Genomic DNA, 22,573 nt, shown 5'->3' on the forward strand with positions numbered 1-22,573 from the left:
AGTGATTTCCCTAAGCTGTGGAGCGACAAACAACCCGGTTTATTGTCACCCAAATTTATCCCAACAACCGGGTTTTTTCTCTCTTCCTGCTTCGGCTGTTCACCAAAAAAACCGATCTTTTAAGTTTTCCTGTATTTCTTTCCTGTATTGGCTTCCAACCCATGAACAAAAAATTAAGATTAATTAGAGTCGCTGCTGCCCTGTTGCTGGCTCCCACTTTGGTTCAATGTACATCAACCACCGTTGCCGAAAAAATAGCTGAAGAAAACATCAATACAGCGTATAATAGCAATATTTCCCGCCCACAAACCAACATTAAAAATATTCTCAGCCCTAGCCAAGAATTAGCAAATAGCTACCTCAGCAAAACTCCAGCCACCGCCGTCACCGCGAATTTAACTTTAGCCCAAGCTGAACAAATTCAAGCGGAATTTGTCCAAATTTTAAGCCAGACATTGGGCAATCCCGTAGGCTATAAAGCCGCACTAACCAGTGATCCAGCCCAAGAAAAATTTGGGGTTTCTCAGCCATTGTTAGGGGTTTTATTAGAGAAAATGTTATTACCCAATGGGGCAGTTTTACCCGCTAATTTTGGGGCTAGACCCATGACCGAGGGAGATTTAATTGTCCGGGTCGGTAGTGATGCCATTAATCAGGCAAAAACTATGTCAGAAGCATTAGCCAGTTTGGATGCAGTGATACCATTTATCGAAGTTCCGGATCTGGTTTATGGGTCAGAGGTGAAAATGGATGTGTATGCGATCGCGGCCATCAATATTGGCGCTCGCTATGGAATTTTAGGGGAGCCAATTCCTCTGACAAATAATCAAGATTGGCAAACCAGTTTAGCCGCCATTCGTTTAGAAATTATCGATGAAAATGGCACAACCTTAGCCACCGGAAATAGTAGTGCATTGTTGGGTCATCCTTTAAGCGTAGTCCTCTGGATCAAAGATACCCTTAAAGCCCAAGGAAAACAACTTAAAAAAGGTGACTTGCTTTCCCTGGGAACCATTACACCCTTAATCCCCGTAAAACCGAATAGCACAATTCGGGCGAAATATATCGGTTTAGACCCGTTCGACCCAAATAAAGAAATAGAAATTTCGGTTAAATTTGAGTAAAAAATTTGCCTAAATAAAAAATAACCTCAAATATTGCCTGAGCCAAAGCCATCAAAATTGATAACTAATGCCAATTTGTAAAACCGGATAAAATTTAAACCCGTCTAATTTGGCATTTAAATCCTCTATTTCTTTATCAATTGACTCCTGAAGTTGTGGCGTCACCGCTTGATTAGTTGCTCTGAGAGAAACTTCTGGGGTTCCGTGAATCATCACTCCTAAATCTATCGTGAATCCTAATCTTCTTCCTGGTTTCACCGCATTTCCCCAACCAATGCCCACAAAGGGCGCGACTAAAGGAAACGTGACATCTCCCGATAAAGTTCCCACTTGTTCAGCGGTAAAAGTCCGCCCACCAATGGTATAAACTTGTCTGTCTACCCCACCGACAACTACTGTTTGAGACTCAGCGGTTGCCTCTGCTTTATTTCCATTTAACATCACCCCCGCAGAAAGGCGAAATTCCGTCTCTGGAAGCGGATAAATATCCATTACCGCCGCGCCACTTCTTAAGTTAATATCTGTGCTATATTTCACATCGGTTTCTTCATAGTCTCCACTCAAAGAAAAAATCCCAAATCCAGCGCGGGCATTCAAAATTTCTGAGACTCTGGCTGTAATATCTAATCCTAATCCTAAGCTACTGACTTGCGGCTCGATCGCCACTCCACTGAGTTCATTCAAAGGCCCCCATTTCCGGGGTTTTTCCTGATTATTTGAGTCTTCAGAACTGGATCCGGATGATGGCTTTTCAGGAATTTCGATCCCTGGAGGTTCGCTCTGTGGAATTTGCATCTCTGGGGGTTTTATCTCTGGCACTTCCATCGCTGGTGGTTCGATCGCCGGGGGTTCGATCGCCGGGGATTGACTGTCTGATTCTTGTGGCTTTTCTCGCTCTCCTTGACACATGGAATTTTGGGGAAATTTCTCACAAAAAACTGCCCAGTCAACGTCTTGAGTTAATAAAAACTGGGCCGAATTGCCGGAGATTAAAGGGTCTTGAATCTCTAACGACTCTAACGAGAAAGTTTGCATTTGCCCGGAATTCAGCAGACTATTGTCAAATAAAAAAAGCGATCGCTCATTTATTTGGGCTTTAGCCACCGGATTGCTTAACAAATCTTCAGGCAAAAAGTCGATTTTGTCTTGCGCTAAGAGAGGAGAAGATAAGCCGCCAATCGTATAGAAAACTGTGGTAATTCCTAAGTAAAACTTACTGGATTTTAAGCGGGGAAAATTTTTAAACATATTTGTTGACTTTGCCAAGATTGTATTGCCAATATTTTCAAGCTGGCAATAGGCTGAGTTTTATATACCACAGGTGATGGCTGATATGCAATCATCCCTAAAGATCCCCCTCTGGGGATGGGGGGTTTCCCAAGTCCCCGGCGCCTCCGAGCCAAAAATCGCCAGAAAATTCGCTAAAATATAAAAAAAATCATTAATTTTTTTCAGTGATTTACAAAGCTGAGAAAAATCCTGTGAGTTGAGTCCACAGGACACCTCTAAACCGAAACCAGGAGATAGTGATGAGTCTGAAAGCAATTTTATTTGATTTCAATGGTGTCATCATTAATGATGAGCCGATCCATGAGCAGTTGCTGGCGGAATTGCTGATTCAAGAAAACTTGCGTCCCAAGGACGGTGAGTTTAGGGAGTTGTGTTTGGGGCGCAGCGATCGCGCTTGTATCCTTGAATTATTTGCCAGACGAGGCCGAATTCTCGAAGAACCGGAACTCACCAAACTTATTCAACGCAAAGCACAAGCCTATCAAGCTCACATAGAAACCTTGGCCAAAATCCCCGTTTACCCTGGACTCGAAGACTTAATCTATCAGATCCGAGGGCTGGGACTAAAAATGGCGGTGGTCAGTGGCGCCCTGCGATCGGAAGTTGAACTGGTCTTAAACCGTTTAAAAATTGCCGAGTATTTTTCCGCGATCGTCAGTGGGGATGATATTAAAGTCAGCAAACCCGAACCGGATGGCTATTTGCTGGCGATCGAACGGCTGAACCGCGTCTATCCGGGCTTGAATTTACAACCCCAAAATTGTTTGGCCATTGAGGATACGTTTCCCGGCATTGAATCGGCGAAACGGGCCAAAATCCCTGTGGTCGGAGTCGCCCATGCTTACCCATTACATATGCTGCAACGGCACGCTAACTGGGCAGTAGACTATCTGTGGGACTTGAACCTGGAACGAGTGCAGGAAGTGTACAGCCAGTCGGCAGCATAGGGGATTTGTGATTTTTTTTCATCTCTTTTCCTCAGAGCACTTCCCCTTGGCTCTGACTTGTGCTACAATGTCTGAGAACAAACGCGGGGAATTAGCTCAGTTGGTAGAGCGCTGCGATCGCACCGCAGAGGTCAGGGATTCGAGTTCCCTATTCTCCATTAACTAAAACCCAGACTGGGTAAGTGTTTCATCGGTTGACCAGTTGTAAGTCAGCCTGATACTTTCTAGCATTTTCTGGATATTTCTTGATGTTTTTTGGGAAAATTGAGGGAAAATTGAGGGAAAATTGAGGGAAAATTGAGGGAAAATAATCGGAATCAGAAACATATCCATACAGAGGGCATCAAACTGGCTAAGAAAAGCCCTTGGTTTGACAAGCTCAAGCGGTCTTATCCAGATGTTGCCGGTTACGAGTCATTTTCCACCGTAGCTCAACATCTGGCGTTCAACTTATTTTCCCTAGACTTTTGTTTAGACCAAGAGTTATTGACGCCGCAGGATTTTTTAAATGACCTTGCCTGGAGTTCGACGGTAATGGCAGCCTGGACTTTGGCTCACAATCCGTTTCCCGTCTGGTGGCTCGATAAAGATTTATTTGCTGCGTTTGAGCAATCCGACATTCCCAAGGCGATCGCTGATTTGCAATTATCCGTCCCGTTTGGCATTCTCATGTTGCCCCAAAGCATCCCAAACCCCGATGGTGAATTTTGCAACTGGGTTAGTTTCCAGCATTTTCTCCCAGGGTATAAGTTTCCCATCATGCAGTTTGGGTTACATACTATCGCCTCTGTGCCCGTTGACTGTGAAAAGTTGCGCTGGCTGACGGTGCTTCAGAATGGGACTCGTTATGCCAGCACTGTAGAATTTGCTGGAGACCACCTGGTTCATGGCAACTTTCAGACGGTTGGAGACAAAGGAAAACCAGACGCTAACCGCGATATTGACCTCGAACGAGATTTTCTGAATCGGGTTGAAAAAATTGTTATCCAAACCCTGCTTTATCTTCAAATTCGACCTGATGATTTAGCGCCTCCTCGGAAGGTTTCGGTTTCTTATAAGGGTCAAGGTTTTGGCCAGAAAGCTAACAAAGACCGCCTAACTCCGCTCATCATCGGTCAACAATTTCAGCCTCAAACGGAGCGCGTCTCATCTGCCCACGGCACCCATGCCACCCCTAGGACTCATTGGCGGCGAGGTCATTGGCGTAGAGTGGCTTTTGGCAAGGGACGGCAGCAGCGCGAGTGGCGATGGATTCAGCCCGTGCTGGTGAATGGGTGAGCAGGGGAGCGGGGGGCAGGGGGGGCAGGGGGGCTTCAGGAGCAGGGGGGCTTCAGGAGCAGAGGGGCGGGGGGGGCTGAGATACGATGCGATCGCCCGTCACTCAACCCAGTTTCACCGTATCGCTGTAAGGGCGCCTGTCTTGATTGGATAGATATGTTGTAACTTGCCATATTCACCAGCGGGAGTTTCTGTTGCTTAAAATAGTATTCTTAAAGATAGAGGGCTGTCCCTAGTATGTCAGTCTCAACTTCACTGAATTAGTATGGTAGTGCGATCGCCTGATAGACTCCTGTACCAAGTTGCTCTCTTTCAGCTTCATTTTCCCACTCGAAGGTGAGTTAGTGGAAACAAAGCATGAATCAACAATCGTGTAAATCTTTAAGCTTTCCTTAAATATGAATTAATGGAGACGTCCCTATTCCTGTTGTTACTAACAGGAGAAACCATACTTTAAGATTCCTTTGAAACTGAACTAAAGGTAATTAACAGATGGCTATTGATATTTATGCAAAATCACCCTTGGACGGTTTGGAAGAGGAAGAGGCCAAACTCTATGCCTTAATTAACGATTACCGCAACCAAAACGGACTGCCCTCTATCCCTGTATCCAATGCTCTGACTACGGTGGCGAATCGCCATGTGCAGGATGTGGCGGAAAATCTGCAAATAGTGAGGTTGGATGACCCCCGCAATCCCCATTCCTGGAGTTATGGCGCTTATGATGGGAGCGATTCTAGCACCTGGCCGAATATGTGGACGGCGCCGCAGCGACTAAATACTGGTTATCCGGGAAATGGATATGAGAATTTTGCCAGAACAACGGCTGATTTTATGTCTGCGGAACAGGCTTTGGAAGTCTGGAAAAATAGCCCGCCTCATAATGCGGTGATTCTGAATCAGGGTATCTGGAGCGATCGCCCCTGGAACGCTTTGGGAGTTGGTATCTATAAGGGGTTTGCTGCCTTATGGTTCGGGGAGGAACCAGACCCCACTGGTGAACCAGTAAGAAACCAAGGTTCAACAATAGATGAAGACGAGCAGGGTCGCACAGACTTAATATCATTCGTCCCTATGTTGGGAGAGGTGATACCAGAATTTCGCCGCCAGAGTTTCGCGGGGATAACGGAACCGGCAAATCAGTCTTTTGTATTTGCAGATTTTTCAGCGGGGAATGATGTGGTGCAGTTAACCCCGGAAATTAGCCGCCAAAACCCCGGAGGAGTGCGGGCTTTTGATGGGGATGATTTGATTGTGGGGTCGAGCGATCGGGATATTGTCAACGGCAACCGAGGGAACGATACCATCCAGGGTAGTGGGGGAGATGATTACCTGCGTGCCGGTCAAGATAATGATTGGCTTGAAGGCAATGATGGGAATGACATTCTCAATGGCAATAGGGGTGATGATACGGTATATGGCGGCGCCGGAGATGATTTGGTGCGCGGCGGTCAGGGAAATGATTTGTTAATTGGCGGTGATGGGGATGATGTGTTAATTGGGGATTTTGGTACTGATACCCTCACTGGGGGTCTTGGTGCCGATAAGTTTATTATCCGCGCTGATACGGTGGTGGGCGAAACTGATCCTAATTTGGCAGACCTGATTACTGATTTTGCCCTTGGGGATGAAATTGTAATTGTGGGCAATCAGGAAACCATTCAGTTAGTCGCCAGTGGTAGTGATACGGTGATTCAGTTGAGCGGTGGCGATATTTTGACCGTGGTGGCAAATGTGACGCCGGGGAATTTGCAAGGGTCAGTTTTGGCGGCTTTTAGTAGCGATCGCGCCATAAGTATCGGGTAATGGCCATAGCTTGAGTCTGCTGGACAATTCCGGGACAACCATAGAAGCCACAGAAAGGTACTTAGCACAGCAACCAGACTGAGATGCGATGCGATCGCCACCCAACCCAGTTTCAACCCTTCACAGCGTAACTTTGGGCGTATCGTTATATGGTAAAATAAGTAATTATTCCCCGAACAGTTACTAGGGGGTAATCGGTCGGCTATCTTCGGGTAGTCGGCCACTCTTTTTTTCAGCCTAAATGCTTCAGTAAAATCTCCGTAAATTGCTAACTGTCTAATTTAGAGACTGCTGATTAATGATTCTGTTAGCTGTTATAAGTTTGTAAACAAACCAATAAACTATTAACTACCTAATAAGTAACTACCGCGAGGTTCACGGAAAATCGCTGTAACTTAGCTAATTCGTCGGGAACCTCGCAGCCTCTCTGGGTAAGGGTTTCAGCGATTTTTTTTTCGAGGTTTAGCAAAATTGTAGCAACAAAATTGCTGAGGCTCGCAAACCGCCTCTAGACATCTTGCTGGGTAAGGGTTATAATTTTAGCATCCCCACTCGCTGGGGATATTAATTGAATGGAAATAAATTCAACATCAATTGCGGCGAATTAACTTGTCCTGAATCCCCACTCGCTGGGGATATTAATTGAATGGAAATGCCACTCAATACAGAAGAAGTTACTCCGATATCGAATCCCCACTCGCTGGGGATATTAATTGAATGGAAATCAAAATATAAAATGCTAAATAGAGGGTTCCGCCCAGATGATCCCCACTCGCTGGGGATATTAATTGAATGGAAACGTCGAAGTTTTGATTAACAACTGGGTTTTGTAGTCAAATCCCCACTCGCTGGGGATATTAATTGAATGGAAACATATCTACTGGCTTATTTTCTTCTAAGTGTATAAATGCTATCCCCACTCGCTGGGGATATTAATTGAATGGAAACAAGACCAAAGCGAAAAGTTACGCCTTGCAAAATCCTCTATCCCCACTCGCTGGGGATATTAATTGAATGGAAACTCGTCATTAGCCATACCAGCAAAGGGCTTAGGAGTAGAATCCCCACTCGCTGGGGATATTAATTGAATGGAAACTTAAGTTAGACATTGGTCTTTCTCCTAAGTACGTTATAGAATCCCCACTCGCTGGGGATATTAATTGAATGGAAACAAGTTGTAGGGTACACGCATACCGGGCTTAAGAGTATCCCCACTCGCTGGGGATATTAATTGAATGGAAACAGTACTTTTTAACCGGCTGACTTGAAAGACTAGACGAGACTGAACATCCCCACTCGCTGGGGATATTAATTGAATGGAAACGTATGGTCTCCGTTACGACTATACTAGCTTCTGTTACAATCCCCACTCGCTGGGGATATTAATTGAATGGAAACAAACAAAAAGGCATTGCAAAAGCAATGCCTTTTTGTTATCCCCACTCGCTGGGGATATTAATTGAATGGAAACTCCACATTCCTCTATCTGTGCAATTAAAGTAGGAGATCCCCACTCGCTGGGGATATTAATTGAATGGAAACATTACATGGCCTGTCTAGATTGGAAAAAAGATAACAATCCCCACTCGCTGGGGATATTAATTGAATGGAAACGTCTGCTAGGGTCATCCCTAGCTCCTGACTTTGATATCCCCACTCGCTGGGGATATTAATTGAATGGAAACTGCTTTTTTGATTTCAATGGAAGTACCATCTGGAAATCCCCACTCGCTGGGGATATTAATTGAATGGAAACCTTCCAGTTCATCGAATCCTTTAAGCAAAGCATTTTTCCACAATCCCCACTCGCTGGGGATATTAATTGAATGGAAACACTTCAGGCTCAGTTCAACGTGAAAATGCCTACGATATCCCCACTCGCTGGGGATATTAATTGAATGGAAACTTAATTAATTACTTGATAACCATTGCTCTCTAAGTCCATCCCCACTCGCTGGGGATATTAATTGAATGGAAACCTTCGTCTATTTTCGCCTCTAATGCTTTTGCTTCTTATCCCCACTCGCTGGGGATATTAATTGAATGGAAACTTATAAGCGGATATGAATGTGGACACAGAAGCGATCGCGGAATTTAATCCCCACTCGCTGGGGATATTAATTGAATGGAAACAGATAGAGTGGTACTAATTGAAGCAGTCCGCACTCCTATCCCCACTCGCTGGGGATATTAATTGAATGGAAACCTACTGCTGGCCACGTAATTACCTGTGTCGGCTACAACAAGATCCCCACTCGCTGGGGATATTAATTGAATGGAAACTAAATTAGTTCGCAAAGCTGGAGAAGGTCTGGTCGGATTCGCGATCCCCACTCGCTGGGGATATTAATTGAATGGAAACACTTTTTTGATCAGTGCCGTACCAAGCGGAGTGAAGTACAATCCCCACTCGCTGGGGATATTAATTGAATGGAAACGGTCAAAAATACGGCGAGATAATAAATGGCTTTTAATTATCCCCACTCGCTGGGGATATTAATTGAATGGAAACCGATTGGTTACAAATTAGGCTGGCTTGAAGTAGATCGCTCCTATCCCCACTCGCTGGGGATATTAATTGAATGGAAACATAATCGTAGCTAATGTAGCTACGATGCCTGTTTAAGCAATAGAATCCCCACTCGCTGGGGATATTAATTGAATGGAAACCACTTCAGGTAAGAACCCGTGAAAGTGGAAAGGAAAGCCATCCCCACTCGCTGGGGATATTAATTGAATGGAAACACTTCGAATACGTCAGCATTCTGACTCCATTCAGGAAGGATAATCCCCACTCGCTGGGGATATTAATTGAATGGAAACACATAATTTGTATTTAAGTCAATGTAAAGTAGTAGAATCCCCACTCGCTGGGGATATTAATTGAATGGAAACTCGATTGGCAAAAATATAAGTCTATCTATATAGTGGACTTTTATCCCCACTCGCTGGGGATATTAATTGAATGGAAACATTACTTCTGTGATTGCTCCTTTTCCATACTGCTGTGGCAGTACGCTATCAAATCCCCACTCGCTGGGGATATTAATTGAATGGAAACTCTGCTGTCCACCCCGATACCCGAAGTGCGCTATAATATCCCCACTCGCTGGGGATATTAATTGAATGGAAACTTAATTTGAATAGGTTCTATCTGCCTTCGGCAATCCATCCCCACTCGCTGGGGATATTAATTGAATGGAAACTCATAGGAATCATCAGGATGACTTGCTAGGTAAGTAGCAAGGACTTCTAAAATCCCCACTCGCTGGGGATATTAATTGAATGGAAACTAATTCCTCCACGGTTTGAGCTAGTAGAGTCATCCGAAATCCCCACTCGCTGGGGATATTAATTGAATGGAAACTGACCCCTTTGATGAGCTCTCAAGTCCTGTGAGGAGAAATCCCCACTCGCTGGGGATATTAATTGAATGGAAACTATAACCCCTTCTATTTTCTCTTCTTGATACCAACAAGGGGATCCCCACTCGCTGGGGATATTAATTGAATGGAAACCATGGAAAGAAGTAGGAGCTGATACTAAGTAGTTAACAGTCATATCCCCACTCGCTGGGGATATTAATTGAATGGAAACACCTATCGAACTTTAAGGATAGGTTTGGGTCGTTGTTCTTATCCCCACTCGCTGGGGATATTAATTGAATGGAAACTCGATATTCTGGGGCAAGGAAGCGTTTGGGGGCGATCATCCCCACTCGCTGGGGATATTAATTGAATGGAAACGATGCACCAAACATTCCTCCTGTGTAAGTATACACTTTGTATCCCCACTCGCTGGGGATATTAATTGAATGGAAACATCGCCTTTACAACAATGGCGTGGTCGCTTCAGGTATCCCCACTCGCTGGGGATATTAATTGAATGGAAACTGATTAGAACCCGACCAAGTACGTCGGCCCGGGGTGACAGATCCCCACTCGCTGGGGATATTAATTGAATGGAAACAAAGAAAACATGAAATACTACTGTTGGTATTACGCATTCCTATCCCCACTCGCTGGGGATATTAATTGAATGGAAACTTCCACAACGGGGATGGCCCATTCCTCCCAGGTATATAGGAGATCCCCACTCGCTGGGGATATTAATTGAATGGAAACTGCCTTTCCATGATTGAATGACAAACGGATTTTGTATCCCCACTCGCTGGGGATATTAATTGAATGGAAACCCCACTGCCTTTGGGTAATGGATGAACGCCGATTTCCCCGATCCCCACTCGCTGGGGATATTAATTGAATGGAAACTTCCCGAAGTCTCATGTACAGCCGGGACTGGCCTAATAATCCCCACTCGCTGGGGATATTAATTGAATGGAAACAAGATTCATAGCGATCGCGCAAAAGACCGTGTGGAATCCCCACTCGCTGGGGATATTAATTGAATGGAAACTTTTCTACGTCAATCGCAGTAAGGCGATATTTTTGCTGGATCCCCACTCGCTGGGGATATTAATTGAATGGAAACCCTGAATTTATAACTATACTTGGTTGCGAACTTAAGAATATCCCCACTCGCTGGGGATATTAATTGAATGGAAACATTCGATTTTATCTAGCACATAATAGTTAATCATGGTTATCCCCACTCGCTGGGGATATTAATTGAATGGAAACTTGAACTTAGCCAACGCTTTCAGCGTGGTGCCAGTTGGTTCATCCCCACTCGCTGGGGATATTAATTGAATGGAAACTGTTTTTCTTTTAGGAGAACAACAGCGAATCCCGCAAAGGCAATCCCCACTCGCTGGGGATATTAATTGAATGGAAACAGTCTTACCACTAGACTCTTCAGGTAGTGAAACCTCAAATCCCCACTCGCTGGGGATATTAATTGAATGGAAACCCATCTTTAACACTAAGGTGTTCTCTGCAAGAGAGAACAATCCCCACTCGCTGGGGATATTAATTGAATGGAAACTTAGGATAACTGTATTCGCGCTCGTATCTTTCTTGGCTGGATCCCCACTCGCTGGGGATATTAATTGAATGGAAACGTCACCAGTCGATTTTCACTACAAGATACTACCGAATCCCCACTCGCTGGGGATATTAATTGAATGGAAACGAGGCAGCTTTGTTACGCCATTGGTCCACCACACTGTATCCCCACTCGCTGGGGATATTAATTGAATGGAAACGAGTTAGAGCGAGAAGTGGGTATTGTAGATTGAATAGTAACGATATCCCCACTCGCTGGGGATATTAATTGAATGGAAACCTGTCAACCAGTTTTAACCAGTTTGTCAGTGAACCGATAATCCCCACTCGCTGGGGATATTAATTGAATGGAAACCAAAACCATTGTCAAAGTTGTTGTTCATTTTCTGTCATATCCCCACTCGCTGGGGATATTAATTGAATGGAAACGCAACATTTTTCAAGTCCACTGGACTTTCCGCCGCATCCCCACTCGCTGGGGATATTAATTGAATGGAAACTAGAACTAAACGTAAAGCTTAAGGTTGGCAGTGGCAGCAATCATCCCCACTCGCTGGGGATATTAATTGAATGGAAACGCTAAGACAAAATTAGTGGGAGTTTTATATTAATGTTGACAAAAGAGTAGATTTCGCGTAATATATAATTATGGTGAGGCAAACAAACTGGGAGTTTACACCCCATGGAGACTCTATAAAAAGAGTGGATTTCGTGTAATATATGGTTGGGGGCACCTCTACCGCATAAACCCCCAGCCTGACGCTCTAGCAGTAAAGGCAAAGGCATTCCCCAGCCGAAAGCCGAAAAGTTACGGCAAAATCATTTGTCAGTTAAGACAAAATTAGTCGAAGTCTTATATTAATGCGGAAATCGAAAAGGCTTCGACTCCCCTCGACTCCGCAAATAAGAACTAAAAAAAATCAGAGACTTCCGTAGCGACAAAAGCTCTAAATCTTCAACTTTTGGAAAACTCCAAAGACACCCTTTTAAAACTCAAACTTGTGCAACAGGCTTACTCCCCACTCGCTGGGGATACTAATTGATTGGAAACGCCATGACCATCCTCAGAAATTTAATCGTAAACATTGCTGCAAATGGTTTTCCACTTGCAGGGAACAATTGAACAAAAACGGTAAAAGCGATCGCCTATCTTCTGTAAGCGATCGCTTTTTAATTACTGATTAATAAATTTCTCTCTCTCATCTGCCCGATTCAACCAGCCCGGTAAGTGAACCCCACCCCATTTTTATGGGCGGCAAAATTATTTCGGCAGTCCTCCTTATAATTTTACCAATCAAACTTGTGAATATTTTCTGCCTCCACCAAAACCCACGGAACAGGATATCCAAGTTCACGCTTATCACTTATGGCAACGGATGGGTTGTCCTGAAGGGCAAGATGTAGAAATTTGGCAACAAGCCCGTCAAGAATTAGAAGAAAGTTGGCTTAACTAAGTTATTTCAGTTATTTCAGGACTTACGCATAAACCCTAAATATTTACGGTTGATTCGCTTTCTCAACCCTACTTTTACACCTGGATCTTAAATAATGCGTAAGTCCTATATTTGTTATTTAGTCACTCGTAGGGGCGTTCTCGCATTCGCCCCTACTGCTCTCTGCCTCCCTACTTATCCGACAGCCCACACCCTAAACCCTACAGCGGTTTTCTGTTGAATAGACCACAGATGCTTTGTATATTTTATCGAGGCTTGTAGGGGCGAAGCATTCCGGCAGATATTTCTGGTTAAAAGCAGAGATTTAATACCGGAATGCTTCGCCCCTACGGGTATTTGTGGTTTACCAGTCTGAAAACCGCTGTCTTGCCTGATAGTTGCTGGGGACGGTAATCGCATTTAATACAATAATTTATAATAGTGAATCAGGTAACGAGAAACATTCTGACTGCATCGCTCAAATTGATAACCGGAAAGAGTTAAATTTTCATAACTTTTTTCTGTGAGTAAAATATCTCCGCCATTGGCAATATCTTCCCCCAATTTATAAGATAAATTGACCTCATGGCCATAGACTCCCTCATCTCCAGCATCCAGCATTAGGCCATAACCAATGCCAATAGCCACCCCCAAGGCTTCATCTTCAGCAATCATCATTCGGGCATCAGCTACTACTTTATTCATGGCGATCGCTGCTTCTAAAGCGCGATCGGGATGGGTAAAACAAGCATAAAGATTATCCGCTTTCGGCTGCCATTTAATCGCTTCATGTTGTTTCATCACTGGATCGGCAAGTTCCCGCAAATTGGCCAGCAACTGGAGATAATAAACAATTCCATATTTTGCCGTTGTCCTCGTAAATCCGGTGGGATCTAGATTCAAAATCGCCCAATTGCGCCCTAAATCTGCCCACAATTTTTGCTCATCTTCTTCTCTCACCCGTTGAAATATTCGATTGTTGTTCATATTTGACACCCATCTATGAAAAATTCAAAAATTTTACCCTGAAACAATCTAACCATTCCCTAATCTAAATCTAATTTTACACTAATGCCCCTCCACAACTCGACCCAGACCCAGCGGTACAGCCATAACAATAATTAGCAGTTTGTACCGTTGAAATTATATCTAAATTTTCGGCTTCTAGTAACTTAGCTAACGTTAAAGCTTCTCCATTTGCTGTGCGGGCGGGTAAACCTTCCATTTGGTTAAAATCGCAATCATAAACATTGCCTAAATAGTCAATGGATAACTCATGGCGACACATTAATTGAGGAATAGTAGCTGGGTTGTAATTATGCTCTAAAAACTTCAAATAAGGCTGATAAAGCTGGTGATGTTGTAACTGAAACTTAGTCCGACCAATGGGCAGATTGGTAATGGTTAATAGCTGGTTAAACTGAATGCTAAAATGTTTTTTTAAAAACGATTCATAGGCGTTTTTCAGTCGATACTGATCTGGGGTTAAAGCAAACTTTTCCGATTTAGGCAGTGCCGGGTTATAGACTAAATCGAGAATTAAATTGGGGTCGGTGCCATAGCCAAGCTGGTTTAATTTCTGCAAGGCTTTGATTGAGTCATTATAAACTCCTTTGCCCCGCAGTTTATCTACATTGTCTTCTAGGTAACAAGGCAAAGATGCCACTATTCTGACTTTTTGACTGGCACAATATTCGGGAATATCTTCATATCCCGGTTCAAAATAAATGGTCAAATTCGACCGGACAATTACCTCTTTGCCTTGGTTTCTAGCGGCTTCGACAATGGGTTTGAATCCATACAGCATTTCCGGCGCCCCTCCGGTGATATCCACGGTTTTAATTTGGGGAAATTGGGCGATCGCCTGTAAAATCTGCTGGCAAATTTCCGGGGAAAGTTCTTCGGTTCGCGTCGGACTTGCTTCTACATGACAATGAGTACAAGCCAGATTACAACGTCTCCCTAGATTAATTTGTAAAACCGTAATCTGATTTTTGCTTAAAGGGGCATTTAGCTTTTGCTGAAACGGGGTAATTGTGGTGTTGGAAACCTGGTTAGCGGCTAATTGAATCATATCCTTTGGGTGATTTTTGATCTTTTGATCGGTTTTGACACTGTACAACAAATTGTTGTTTGTTGTTGGTTGTTAGTTGTTAGTTGTTGGTTGTTAGTTATTTGTTATTTGTTATTTAATAAAATTACTTGATAGCGACTAGCAGTTAGTGACTAGCAGTCAACAACAAACAACTAACAACTAACAACAAAAAATCCTTGGTTAAGAAAATTTAACATAAGTCTAATGAAAGCTTTGATTGCCTTTAACCACAGGGATAGGGGCGATCGCGCATAATATTTAATATAAATTTGTATCAGTAAATACAAAAGGTTCCGGTAAAGTTTCTCTAAGGGCTGAATCTTATAACAAGAATCACTGACAAATCATTAATTCGCGTAATCCCTCAATTTTTAGGAGTATTGCCATGACTACCCAAGCCAAAGCCAGATTTTTACTTGCCCGTCAGCGTCAACGTCAACGTAACCGCCAAGACTCTCAGGTGACATTGCTGGCGCAACAAACAGGGCTATCAAGCGGTACATCTGATGTCACCGATTTTATAAGCGATCGCAATCAAATAATCTAAAATGGTAAAAAACGCGATGAAATTTTCCTATCACCGAATCACCCAACCTTGGCAACCACTGACTTTAGAAGTCATTGAGGCAGAAATCTTAGATCGAGATCATCTCCGTAACGGAAAAACCCGCACCATAAAGGAAATGCCGATGCCTCAACGTCCATTTTCTTTTGCCAAAACTATCTTGTGTCAATAATGATTCGTGGTGGGATTTTTCCGCATTACCAGCATCAAAACCAAAAACCCGGTTTTTTCACGAAAACCGGGTTTTTTGGCGATAAAATTCGGTTCTGTAAGGACAGGACATCGCCTGATGGTCTTATTCTTTGGGAGATTACTTCATATGGACGTTTTTTCACGCTCGTTTGATCTGTAAAGGGAAATGGAACCAAGATAATATCGCCGAAACTATAACTGGTCATAGTCAGCATCCTCATCGTTATCCCAAATCTTGGCAAAAGCGGTTTCCGAAAGTTTCCCCGCCGCACGATTTAAGAGAATCCTGTCATTTTTCTCTAACAGGAAGTCCACAAAATATTCTACTTCTGTAATTTTTTCGGGAGGTAAATTGCGGATTTTCTTGATTAAGTTTGTTTCTGAATAAATCCCTGAATTCATATTCTCTATAATTTTTTTATGAGAGTTTTGACTTTCAAATCATCAACACCAGAAAGAAGCGTAAAATAGCTATTTGTTAGCATAGCACACAAAGGCACGGTGTGGGTGTCGCGAGTTGAAAGGAAAAAGAATGAAAAAGGGCGATTCCGCGTGCATATCGGATTCCGAAGCTTGCCCCCACTTCGGCGGGGGTAAAATCCCTTGAACGTTTTAGAATTAAAGCCCTGGAAACAGAAAAGATTCTGTATTCAGGAATCCGATTTAAGTAGGTGAACATAATTAATTGCACTTTTCGTTCTCCGCCAATAGGCTTTGGATTCCCGCCTTCGCGGGAATGACAGTTTTTCTTCTGTTATGGTCTGTAGTGCATTTATTTCTGCCCACCTACTTACCCCGATTGATTGCCCATGTTGAAATGTTAATATGTTAAATCTTGATAAAGATTGGCAAAACTATCGATTTTTTTTATGGAAAATTTATATGATTATATGATAGTTTAAATATGAGAGTTTAAATCGACAATCCCTAGAGGATCGGACTACCATGAAATTACCCCGTCATTTATTTCCCGGTCTCATTGTGATGCTCTCTGGGTGGGTTTTGCCCTGGCAGTCTTCCACAGCGCAAATCCTTCCAGATTCCACTCTGCCAGGGAATTCGCTGGTGACACCTAACGGGCAAATTTGGGAAATTACTGGGGGCACCCAAGCGGGCGGCAATTTATTCCACAGTTTTGAAAAGTTTTCGATTTTGACTGGGGAAACGGCTTTTTTCAATCATTCTTTGGATATTCAAAATATTTTTAGTCGTGTGACCGGGGGTTCAGCTTCCGAAATTGATGGATTAATTCGGGCAAATGGGACGGCGAATCTATTTTTGCTGAACCCCAATGGGATTATGTTTGGCCCCAATGCGAGGCTGGATATTGGTGGGTCGTTTTTTGCCAGTACCGCAGACCGGATTAATTTTGCCGGTGGCGGTTTTTTTAGTGCCACAGACCCAGAAGCATCTCCGGTTTTAACGATTAATGTGCCTATTGGGTTGCAGTTTGGGGCAAGTCCAGGGGCGATATCAAATCAATCCAGAGTTAGTAGTAATAGTAATGAGCAAACTGTTGGTTTGCAGGTACAACCGGGGAAAACTTTGGCTTTGGTGGGGGGTAACGTGACTTTAGATGGCGGCTACATTACTGCCCCCGGAGGTCGCATTGAGTTAGGCAGTTTAGGAGAACCGGGAACAGTGGGGTTAAATCAAGATGGCAGCTTGAGTTTTCCTGATGCGATCGCGAGAGGAGATATTTTGCTGACTAACGGTGCTGAAGTTAATGTGCGTGCGGCAACAGGTGGTGATATTGCCATTCATGGGGGAAATTTTGAGCTATTGCAGGGTTCAACGGTTAAAGCAGGGATTGCATTGGGGTTGGGTTCTGTTGATAGTCAGGCTGGAGATATTGAGATTAACGCTACGGGAAATGTATCTATCAGCAACACGGGCAGTTTTATTTCTAATGCGGTATTGTGGGATGCGATCGGCAATAGTGGGGATGTGAATATTACCGCCAACTCGCTATCTGTCACCAATGGCGGTCAAATCTCTGCGAGCACTCGTGGACAGGGGAATGTGGGCGATGTCAATATTAATGTCCGCGATACAGCCAGTTTCGATGGACTCGATAATGATTTTATCTCCAGTAATGCATCCAATGAGGTGCAATTTCAAGGGGCAGGTCAGGGAGGCGACGTTAATATTACTGCGGGAAGTCTCTCAGCCACAAATGGAGCTCGGCTGGAAGCTAGTACCTTCGGTCGGGGCAATGCCGGAAATGTCAATATTAATGTCCGGGATACAGTTTCTTTTAGTGGTTATGGTGGCGAAGATAGTCTGAGTGGTGTCTATAGCCGAGCGGAAAAAATTGAGACGGTAGGTGATGGGGGCAAGATTAATATTACAGCAGGTTCGCTTTTCGTCACGGATGGTGCTGTCGTCACAACCAGTACGGCAGGACAAGGTAATGCAAACGATATCACGATTAACGTCCGCGATCGCATTGTCTTAGATGGGTTAGGTCCTTTCGAGTCGGTTATCCGAGGAGAACAATCCAGTGGTATTTTCAGCGCTGTAAAAGAGACAGGGGTGGGCAACGGTGGCAATATCCGAATTACAACTGGGTCGCTTTTGCTGGTTAATAGCGGCGTGATAGTTGCCAAAACTATCGGACAAGGGAATGCGGGAACTATTTGGATTGATGCCGCTGAGTCTGTGATGCTTTCTGGAGTGGGTGAGGATTTGTCATCTAGCGGATTGTTTACTAATACTGAAGAAAGTGCGATCGGTCGTGGTGGAGATATTACCGTCAATACAGATATTTTCCGCGTGTCAGGTGGAGCCGTCGCTAACTCCCAAACCCTAAATGCAAGCGCGGGGGGTGACATTACGATTAACGCCAGGGTATTTGAAGCCACTAACGGCGGACAAGTCGTGGCCTCAACGACCAACAGCGGACAAGCCGGTAATTTAACCATCAATGCTACCGAGGAAATCATCTTTTCCGGTCGCGATTCTAGTTTTGCTCAACGGGCTTTACTATTTAAAGATATTTTTGGCAATAATGAAGGAGAGTTCAGCGGAGTATTTGCTAATACTCGCGAAGGCTCTACCGGCCCTGGGGGAACCTTAACCCTACAAACGAGACAGTTAACTGTTCGGGACACGGGAACACTTTCCGTGACCGCAGCGGGTGTTGGTGCCGCTGGCAGCCTGATTATTGACGCATCTTTGATTCGATTGGAAAATGGCAGCCTCACTGCGGAAACCAGCCAAGGGGATTTTGGCGATATTCGCATCCAAAGCAGCGATATCCAACTGCGCGAGAATAGCAGGATTACCACCAATGCAGGTTCGGCAAGCGGCGGCAATATTTCTATTAATACCGATACCTTAGCCGCTTTGGAAAATAGCGACGTTACGGCGAATGCCTTGGCGGGGTTTGGCGGTCTTGTCACTATTAATGCCCAAGGAATTTTTGGCACGGAATTTCGCGAGACTCTCAGTTCAGCCAGCGATATCACCGCCACTTCCGAACTAGGCCCGCAATTTAGTGGCACGGTAGAAATTAATACCCCTGATACTGACCCCACTTCTGGGTTATTAAAATTACCGCAGACTCCTGTGGATGTAACCAGTTTAGTCGATCGCCGTTGTACTCCTAGCAACCCACAGCAAAGTTCATTTATTAATATTGGACGCGGTGGTCAACCGGCAACTCCCAGAGATCCTCTGAGTAGTAATGGTGGTTGGGTAGACCCCAATTTTTCTGAGGTATCGACCACTGCCTCAGTGCCAACTGACAAGAAACCAGGTTTCTCTTCAGCGATTTTGGCCGAAAGTCAAGAAAGACTGACAGAAACCCGGTTTCTGATGCCACATAATGCCATTGTGGAAGCCCAAGGTTGGATTTTCAACGAACAAGGTCAAATCATATTGGTGGGGCAAACTGATGCCGCTACCCCCGATCGTTTTTTACCGACACCTCGTTGCGGAGAATAACTTCCGACATCCATATTATTGGGCAAGTTTTATCTTAGTCGGAAGTTGGGTTTAATTTTTGCAGTATTTCTCTTGGATCAAAACCACAGAGACACAGAGGACACAAAGAGAGATTTTTTTCTCGTTCCCAGGTTGTACCAGGGAACGAGTAAACTTAGTAGGGACACGGCAATGCCGTGTCCCTACGTTTTCCTTTTTAGTTGGAGATAGCAACATGACAAAACCTTGGTCAGTTTGGAAATATGTTTTATTAGCATTCAGCCTCATTATAGTGATTATTGGCGGACAAGGAAAATTAATCGCTCAGGTAGATAATCCTGTGGGCAATTCAACAAGTTCTGCGATCGCCCAATGTGAGTTAGCAGCGGAAAACTATGCGGCTTGTTTAACTCAAGAAGGTCACGACTATTTCAACCGAGGTGATGCCCAAGCTGCCCTAGAAATTTGGCAAAAAGCTGAGGCAGCTTACCCAGAAAATTCAGAGGGATTTATCGGCAGTAAAATTAATCAAGGGATGGCTTTACAAGGGTTAGGTCAATCTCGGCAAGCTTGCCAAGTTTTAGTTAAAGCTTTATATGCCGATCGCCTCTATAGTATTTGTGATGTCACCAGCGAAGAAACCTTAGATTTATCAGCAATAGACCCATCTTTAGTCAATGAGATCAGACCGATCGCATTGCGGAATTTGGGGGAGGTGCTGCGGGCGATCGGTAAACTGGATGAGTCGCAGCAGGTATTAGAAAAAAGTCTGGAAATATCTCAAAAACTTAACATTTCTGAACAAATAAATCTGGTGCAGCTAGAGTTAGGCAATACTCATCGCGCAAATTACTACAGACTTACCAATTTATACGAAAGAACCGATAATAAGGCGAATACGAGAAAAGATGCGATCGCTCAAGCTGATTTGGCTTTAGCATCCTATCGCCAAGTTCGGGAAACCTACCCGCTACTTCAGATAAAATCCCAACTCAATCAACTCAGCTTATTAGTAGATTTCAAGGATTGGTTGTCAAAGATTAAGCAAAGTGATTCATTCACTCACAAATCAGAAATAACTGATTTAATTGATTGGCTAAATAACTCATCAAATTTGACAAATTTACCTCCCAGCCAATTTGCGGTTGATGCCCAGATTAATTTTGCCTTAAACTTAAGCAAGCTTGGTCAATCTGAGATGGCTTTCACCTATGCGGAAAAAGCCAGAAAAATTGCTACAACTCTGGGAAATCCATCGGCTGAATCTTATGCTTTGGGTGTTCTTGGTGAATTATTTTACGATCGGTATGTTCGGTTAAAGCAAGATGAAGATTTAACCCAAGCTGAAAAGTTAACCAGAGAAGCCATAGTCATTGCTAACAAGATTCCTGATTCGGCAAATCTTTTGTATGAATGGCAATGGCAGTTAGGCAAAATTTACCAAGATAAAGGAAATATTGAGGAGGCGATCGCGGCTTATGAAGCAGCGGTGAAAAACCTAGAAATCGTCCGCCGAGATTTACTGGCGATTAATGCCGAAATGCGGTTTTATTTCCAGGAAAAAATTAAGCCGATTTATGAAGATTTAATTTGGTCACTGTTACATCAAGCGGAAACACCCGAACAAAAATCAGAACAAAAAGACTTGAAAAGAGTCACTGAACTGATTGGCCAATTTCAACAAGCTGAAGTTGAAAATGCTTTTGGCTGTATCCAATCAGAGCTAATTAATCTTACCAAAGATATCGAACCACAAAATAACTATGATTTGCCCGACGCGATTATTTACACAATCGTTTTAGAAAGAGAACAGCATAATGCGATCGAAGTGATTCTGAAAACTACGGATAAATATTATTACAACAGTACCCGATGGACGGATGTCAAGAAAAATATTGATAATCTACAAGACATTTTACAAGATAAATATTTCTATCAGTACGAACCGAATGACTGGATATCAACGGATACGAAAAAACTTTACGAACTCTTCATTGGACACGCTGAAAACCACTTGCCAAAAACAGGCGATTTAGTTTTCGTGGTCGATAGCTCATTAAGCAATATTCCGATGGGGCTGCTGCAAGATAAACATAATCAATATCTAGTACAGAAATATCGAATTTCTACGATTTTAGGAGCGCAATTGCGAGAACCCAAAAAGTTGAATTTAGAAAAATCAACGGCTTTAATTGCTGGTGCTGACCAATGGCAAAATGCTCAAGAAAGAAACTTGGATCCGCTGAACTATATAACCGATGAACTCGACGAATTTGAAAAATTGACGGTGGCGCGATCGCGTCTGGAAGGTGAAGACTTTACTCGAAATAAATTTCAAAAGCAAGTTGCAGATTTGCCCGTTCAAATCATTCACATCGCCACTCACGCCAAATTTAGTTCCGATCCGGAACAAACCAGAATAGAAGCTTATGACCAACCGATTACTCTTAAAGAATTAAAGTCTTTACTTCAGAGTAAAACCCAAAGCAGTCTGGATAATATTGAGTTACTGGTTTTGAGTGCTTGCCAGACTGCGAAGGGAGACGAACGTTCCGGTTTAGGATTAGCAGGAGTTGCCTTACAAGCGGGAGCCCGAAGTACAGTGGCAAGTCTCTGGAATGTCAACGATCCTTCTACGCCAAAATTTATGAAAGAATTCTACCAAAGACTCAAAGATGGCGAAACTAAAGCCGAAGCTTTACGTCAAGCACAGCTTGCTTTTTTAGAAGATGAAAAATACTCCAACTTTCGACATCCATATTATTGGGCAAGCTTTATCCTAGTCGGCAGTTGGCTTTAATTTTTGCCGTATCGGTAGGGTGTGTTAGCGCTGGCGCGTAACGCACCAATCCCCTATATATAAAGTCAGCACCGACTGTTGCATTTTTAATTGGAAACGGTATTAAAATTGGTAAAATAGTCGGTTTTAACCGCCTGTAGGGGTGATTCGCG

At 43.6% G+C, this 22,573-nt stretch carries 13 protein-coding genes, 1 tRNA gene and 1 CRISPR repeat array; of the genes, 10 read left to right on the top strand and 4 right to left on the bottom strand.

What is annotated here, in order from left to right; all coding sequences use genetic code 11:
* Window positions 1-17: 17 nt before the first annotated feature.
* Window positions 18-1,124, top strand: a complete 1,107-nt coding sequence (locus AM228_RS19320) for a 2-keto-4-pentenoate hydratase (protein WP_156331906.1) — start codon at window positions 18-20, stop codon at window positions 1,122-1,124.
* A gap of 51 nt (window positions 1,125-1,175) precedes the next feature.
* On the opposite strand, the gene AM228_RS19325 is transcribed toward AM228_RS19320, so the two are convergent.
* Window positions 1,176-2,372, bottom strand: a complete 1,197-nt coding sequence (locus AM228_RS19325; protein ID WP_054468284.1) for a hypothetical protein — start codon at window positions 2,370-2,372, stop codon at window positions 1,176-1,178.
* 281 nt (window positions 2,373-2,653) lie between these two features.
* Here AM228_RS19325 and AM228_RS19330 point away from each other — a divergent pair, with 281 nt between their 5' ends.
* From AM228_RS19330 to AM228_RS36880, 5 genes are all read left to right on the top strand, one after another.
* On the top strand, window positions 2,654-3,361 hold the full coding sequence (locus AM228_RS19330; protein ID WP_054468286.1) for an HAD family phosphatase: 708 nt from the start codon (window positions 2,654-2,656) through the stop codon (window positions 3,359-3,361).
* 85 nt (window positions 3,362-3,446) lie between these two features.
* Window positions 3,447-3,519 (top strand) — tRNA-Ala (locus AM228_RS19335).
* A gap of 139 nt (window positions 3,520-3,658) precedes the next feature.
* Window positions 3,659-4,639 (top strand): hypothetical protein, encoded by a 981-nt coding sequence (locus tag AM228_RS19340; RefSeq protein ID WP_054468288.1) that lies wholly within the window; start codon window positions 3,659-3,661, stop codon window positions 4,637-4,639.
* Between the two features lie 492 nt (window positions 4,640-5,131).
* Entirely contained in the window at window positions 5,132-6,445 is a 1,314-nt protein-coding gene (locus AM228_RS19345; RefSeq protein WP_054468290.1) for a CAP domain-containing protein, read from the top strand.
* Between the two features lie 544 nt (window positions 6,446-6,989).
* Window positions 6,990-11,987: direct repeats of the CRISPR family, unit length 36 nt; unit sequence ATCCCCACTCGCTGGGGATATTAATTGAATGGAAAC.
* A gap of 765 nt (window positions 11,988-12,752) precedes the next feature.
* Window positions 12,753-12,863 (top strand): DUF2934 domain-containing protein, encoded by a 111-nt coding sequence (locus AM228_RS36880; RefSeq protein WP_354636388.1) that lies wholly within the window; start codon window positions 12,753-12,755, stop codon window positions 12,861-12,863.
* A gap of 399 nt (window positions 12,864-13,262) precedes the next feature.
* Here the strand turns inward: AM228_RS36880 and AM228_RS19350 are convergent, their stop codons facing one another.
* Together AM228_RS19350 and arsS are read right to left on the bottom strand one after the other, a co-directional pair.
* Window positions 13,263-13,829, bottom strand: coding sequence for an adenylate/guanylate cyclase domain-containing protein (locus AM228_RS19350; RefSeq protein WP_054468293.1), 567 nt, complete (start codon window positions 13,827-13,829; stop codon window positions 13,263-13,265).
* Between the two features lie 76 nt (window positions 13,830-13,905).
* On the bottom strand, window positions 13,906-14,916 hold the full coding sequence (arsS, locus tag AM228_RS19355; protein ID WP_054468295.1) for an arsenosugar biosynthesis radical SAM (seleno)protein ArsS: 1,011 nt from the start codon (window positions 14,914-14,916) through the stop codon (window positions 13,906-13,908).
* 406 nt (window positions 14,917-15,322) lie between these two features.
* Between arsS and AM228_RS33075 the strand changes: the two genes are divergently transcribed.
* Together AM228_RS33075 and AM228_RS19360 are read left to right on the top strand one after the other, a co-directional pair.
* The gene (locus AM228_RS33075) at window positions 15,323-15,484 is read left to right on the top strand and encodes a hypothetical protein (protein ID WP_156331907.1); all 162 of its coding nucleotides are present in this window, start codon (window positions 15,323-15,325) and stop codon (window positions 15,482-15,484) included.
* Between the two features lie 16 nt (window positions 15,485-15,500).
* Window positions 15,501-15,674, top strand: a complete 174-nt coding sequence (locus AM228_RS19360) for a hypothetical protein (RefSeq protein ID WP_156331908.1) — start codon at window positions 15,501-15,503, stop codon at window positions 15,672-15,674.
* Between the two features lie 212 nt (window positions 15,675-15,886).
* Here AM228_RS19360 and AM228_RS19365 read toward each other — a convergent pair whose 3' ends face one another.
* A complete protein-coding gene (locus AM228_RS19365; RefSeq protein ID WP_054468298.1) occupies window positions 15,887-16,096 on the bottom strand; it encodes a DUF2281 domain-containing protein in 210 nt (69 codons plus the stop codon).
* A gap of 543 nt (window positions 16,097-16,639) precedes the next feature.
* On the opposite strand from AM228_RS19365, the gene AM228_RS19370 reads away from it, so the two are divergent.
* The gene (locus tag AM228_RS19370) at window positions 16,640-19,642 is read left to right on the top strand and encodes an S-layer family protein (protein WP_054468300.1); all 3,003 of its coding nucleotides are present in this window, start codon (window positions 16,640-16,642) and stop codon (window positions 19,640-19,642) included.
* 214 nt (window positions 19,643-19,856) lie between these two features.
* Entirely contained in the window at window positions 19,857-22,421 is a 2,565-nt protein-coding gene (locus AM228_RS19375; RefSeq protein WP_054468302.1) for a CHAT domain-containing protein, read from the top strand.
* The last annotated feature ends 152 nt before the right edge of the window (window positions 22,422-22,573 follow it).

Source organism: Planktothricoides sp. SR001, from assembly GCF_001276715.1.
In the GTDB taxonomy this organism is placed as follows: domain Bacteria; phylum Cyanobacteriota; class Cyanobacteriia; order Cyanobacteriales; family Laspinemataceae; genus Planktothricoides; species Planktothricoides raciborskii.

Excerpts from the sequence above, each read along its gene's own strand:
- AM228_RS19350 (WP_054468293.1), bottom strand. The coding sequence starts at position 13,829 with ATGAACAACAATCGAATATTTCAACGGGTGAGAGAAGAAGATGAGCAA.
- AM228_RS19365 (WP_054468298.1), bottom strand. The coding sequence starts at position 16,096 with ATGAATTCAGGGATTTATTCAGAAACAAACTTAATCAAGAAAATCCGC.
- AM228_RS19370 (WP_054468300.1), top strand. The coding sequence starts at position 16,640 with ATGAAATTACCCCGTCATTTATTTCCCGGTCTCATTGTGATGCTCTCT.
- AM228_RS19345 (WP_054468290.1), top strand. The coding sequence starts at position 5,132 with ATGGCTATTGATATTTATGCAAAATCACCCTTGGACGGTTTGGAAGAG.
- AM228_RS19325 (WP_054468284.1), bottom strand. The coding sequence starts at position 2,372 with ATGTTTAAAAATTTTCCCCGCTTAAAATCCAGTAAGTTTTACTTAGGA.
- AM228_RS19360 (WP_156331908.1), top strand. The coding sequence starts at position 15,501 with ATGAAATTTTCCTATCACCGAATCACCCAACCTTGGCAACCACTGACT.
- AM228_RS19330 (WP_054468286.1), top strand. The coding sequence starts at position 2,654 with ATGAGTCTGAAAGCAATTTTATTTGATTTCAATGGTGTCATCATTAAT.
- arsS (WP_054468295.1), bottom strand. The coding sequence starts at position 14,916 with ATGATTCAATTAGCCGCTAACCAGGTTTCCAACACCACAATTACCCCG.
- AM228_RS33075 (WP_156331907.1), top strand. The coding sequence starts at position 15,323 with ATGACTACCCAAGCCAAAGCCAGATTTTTACTTGCCCGTCAGCGTCAA.
- AM228_RS19375 (WP_054468302.1), top strand. The coding sequence starts at position 19,857 with ATGACAAAACCTTGGTCAGTTTGGAAATATGTTTTATTAGCATTCAGC.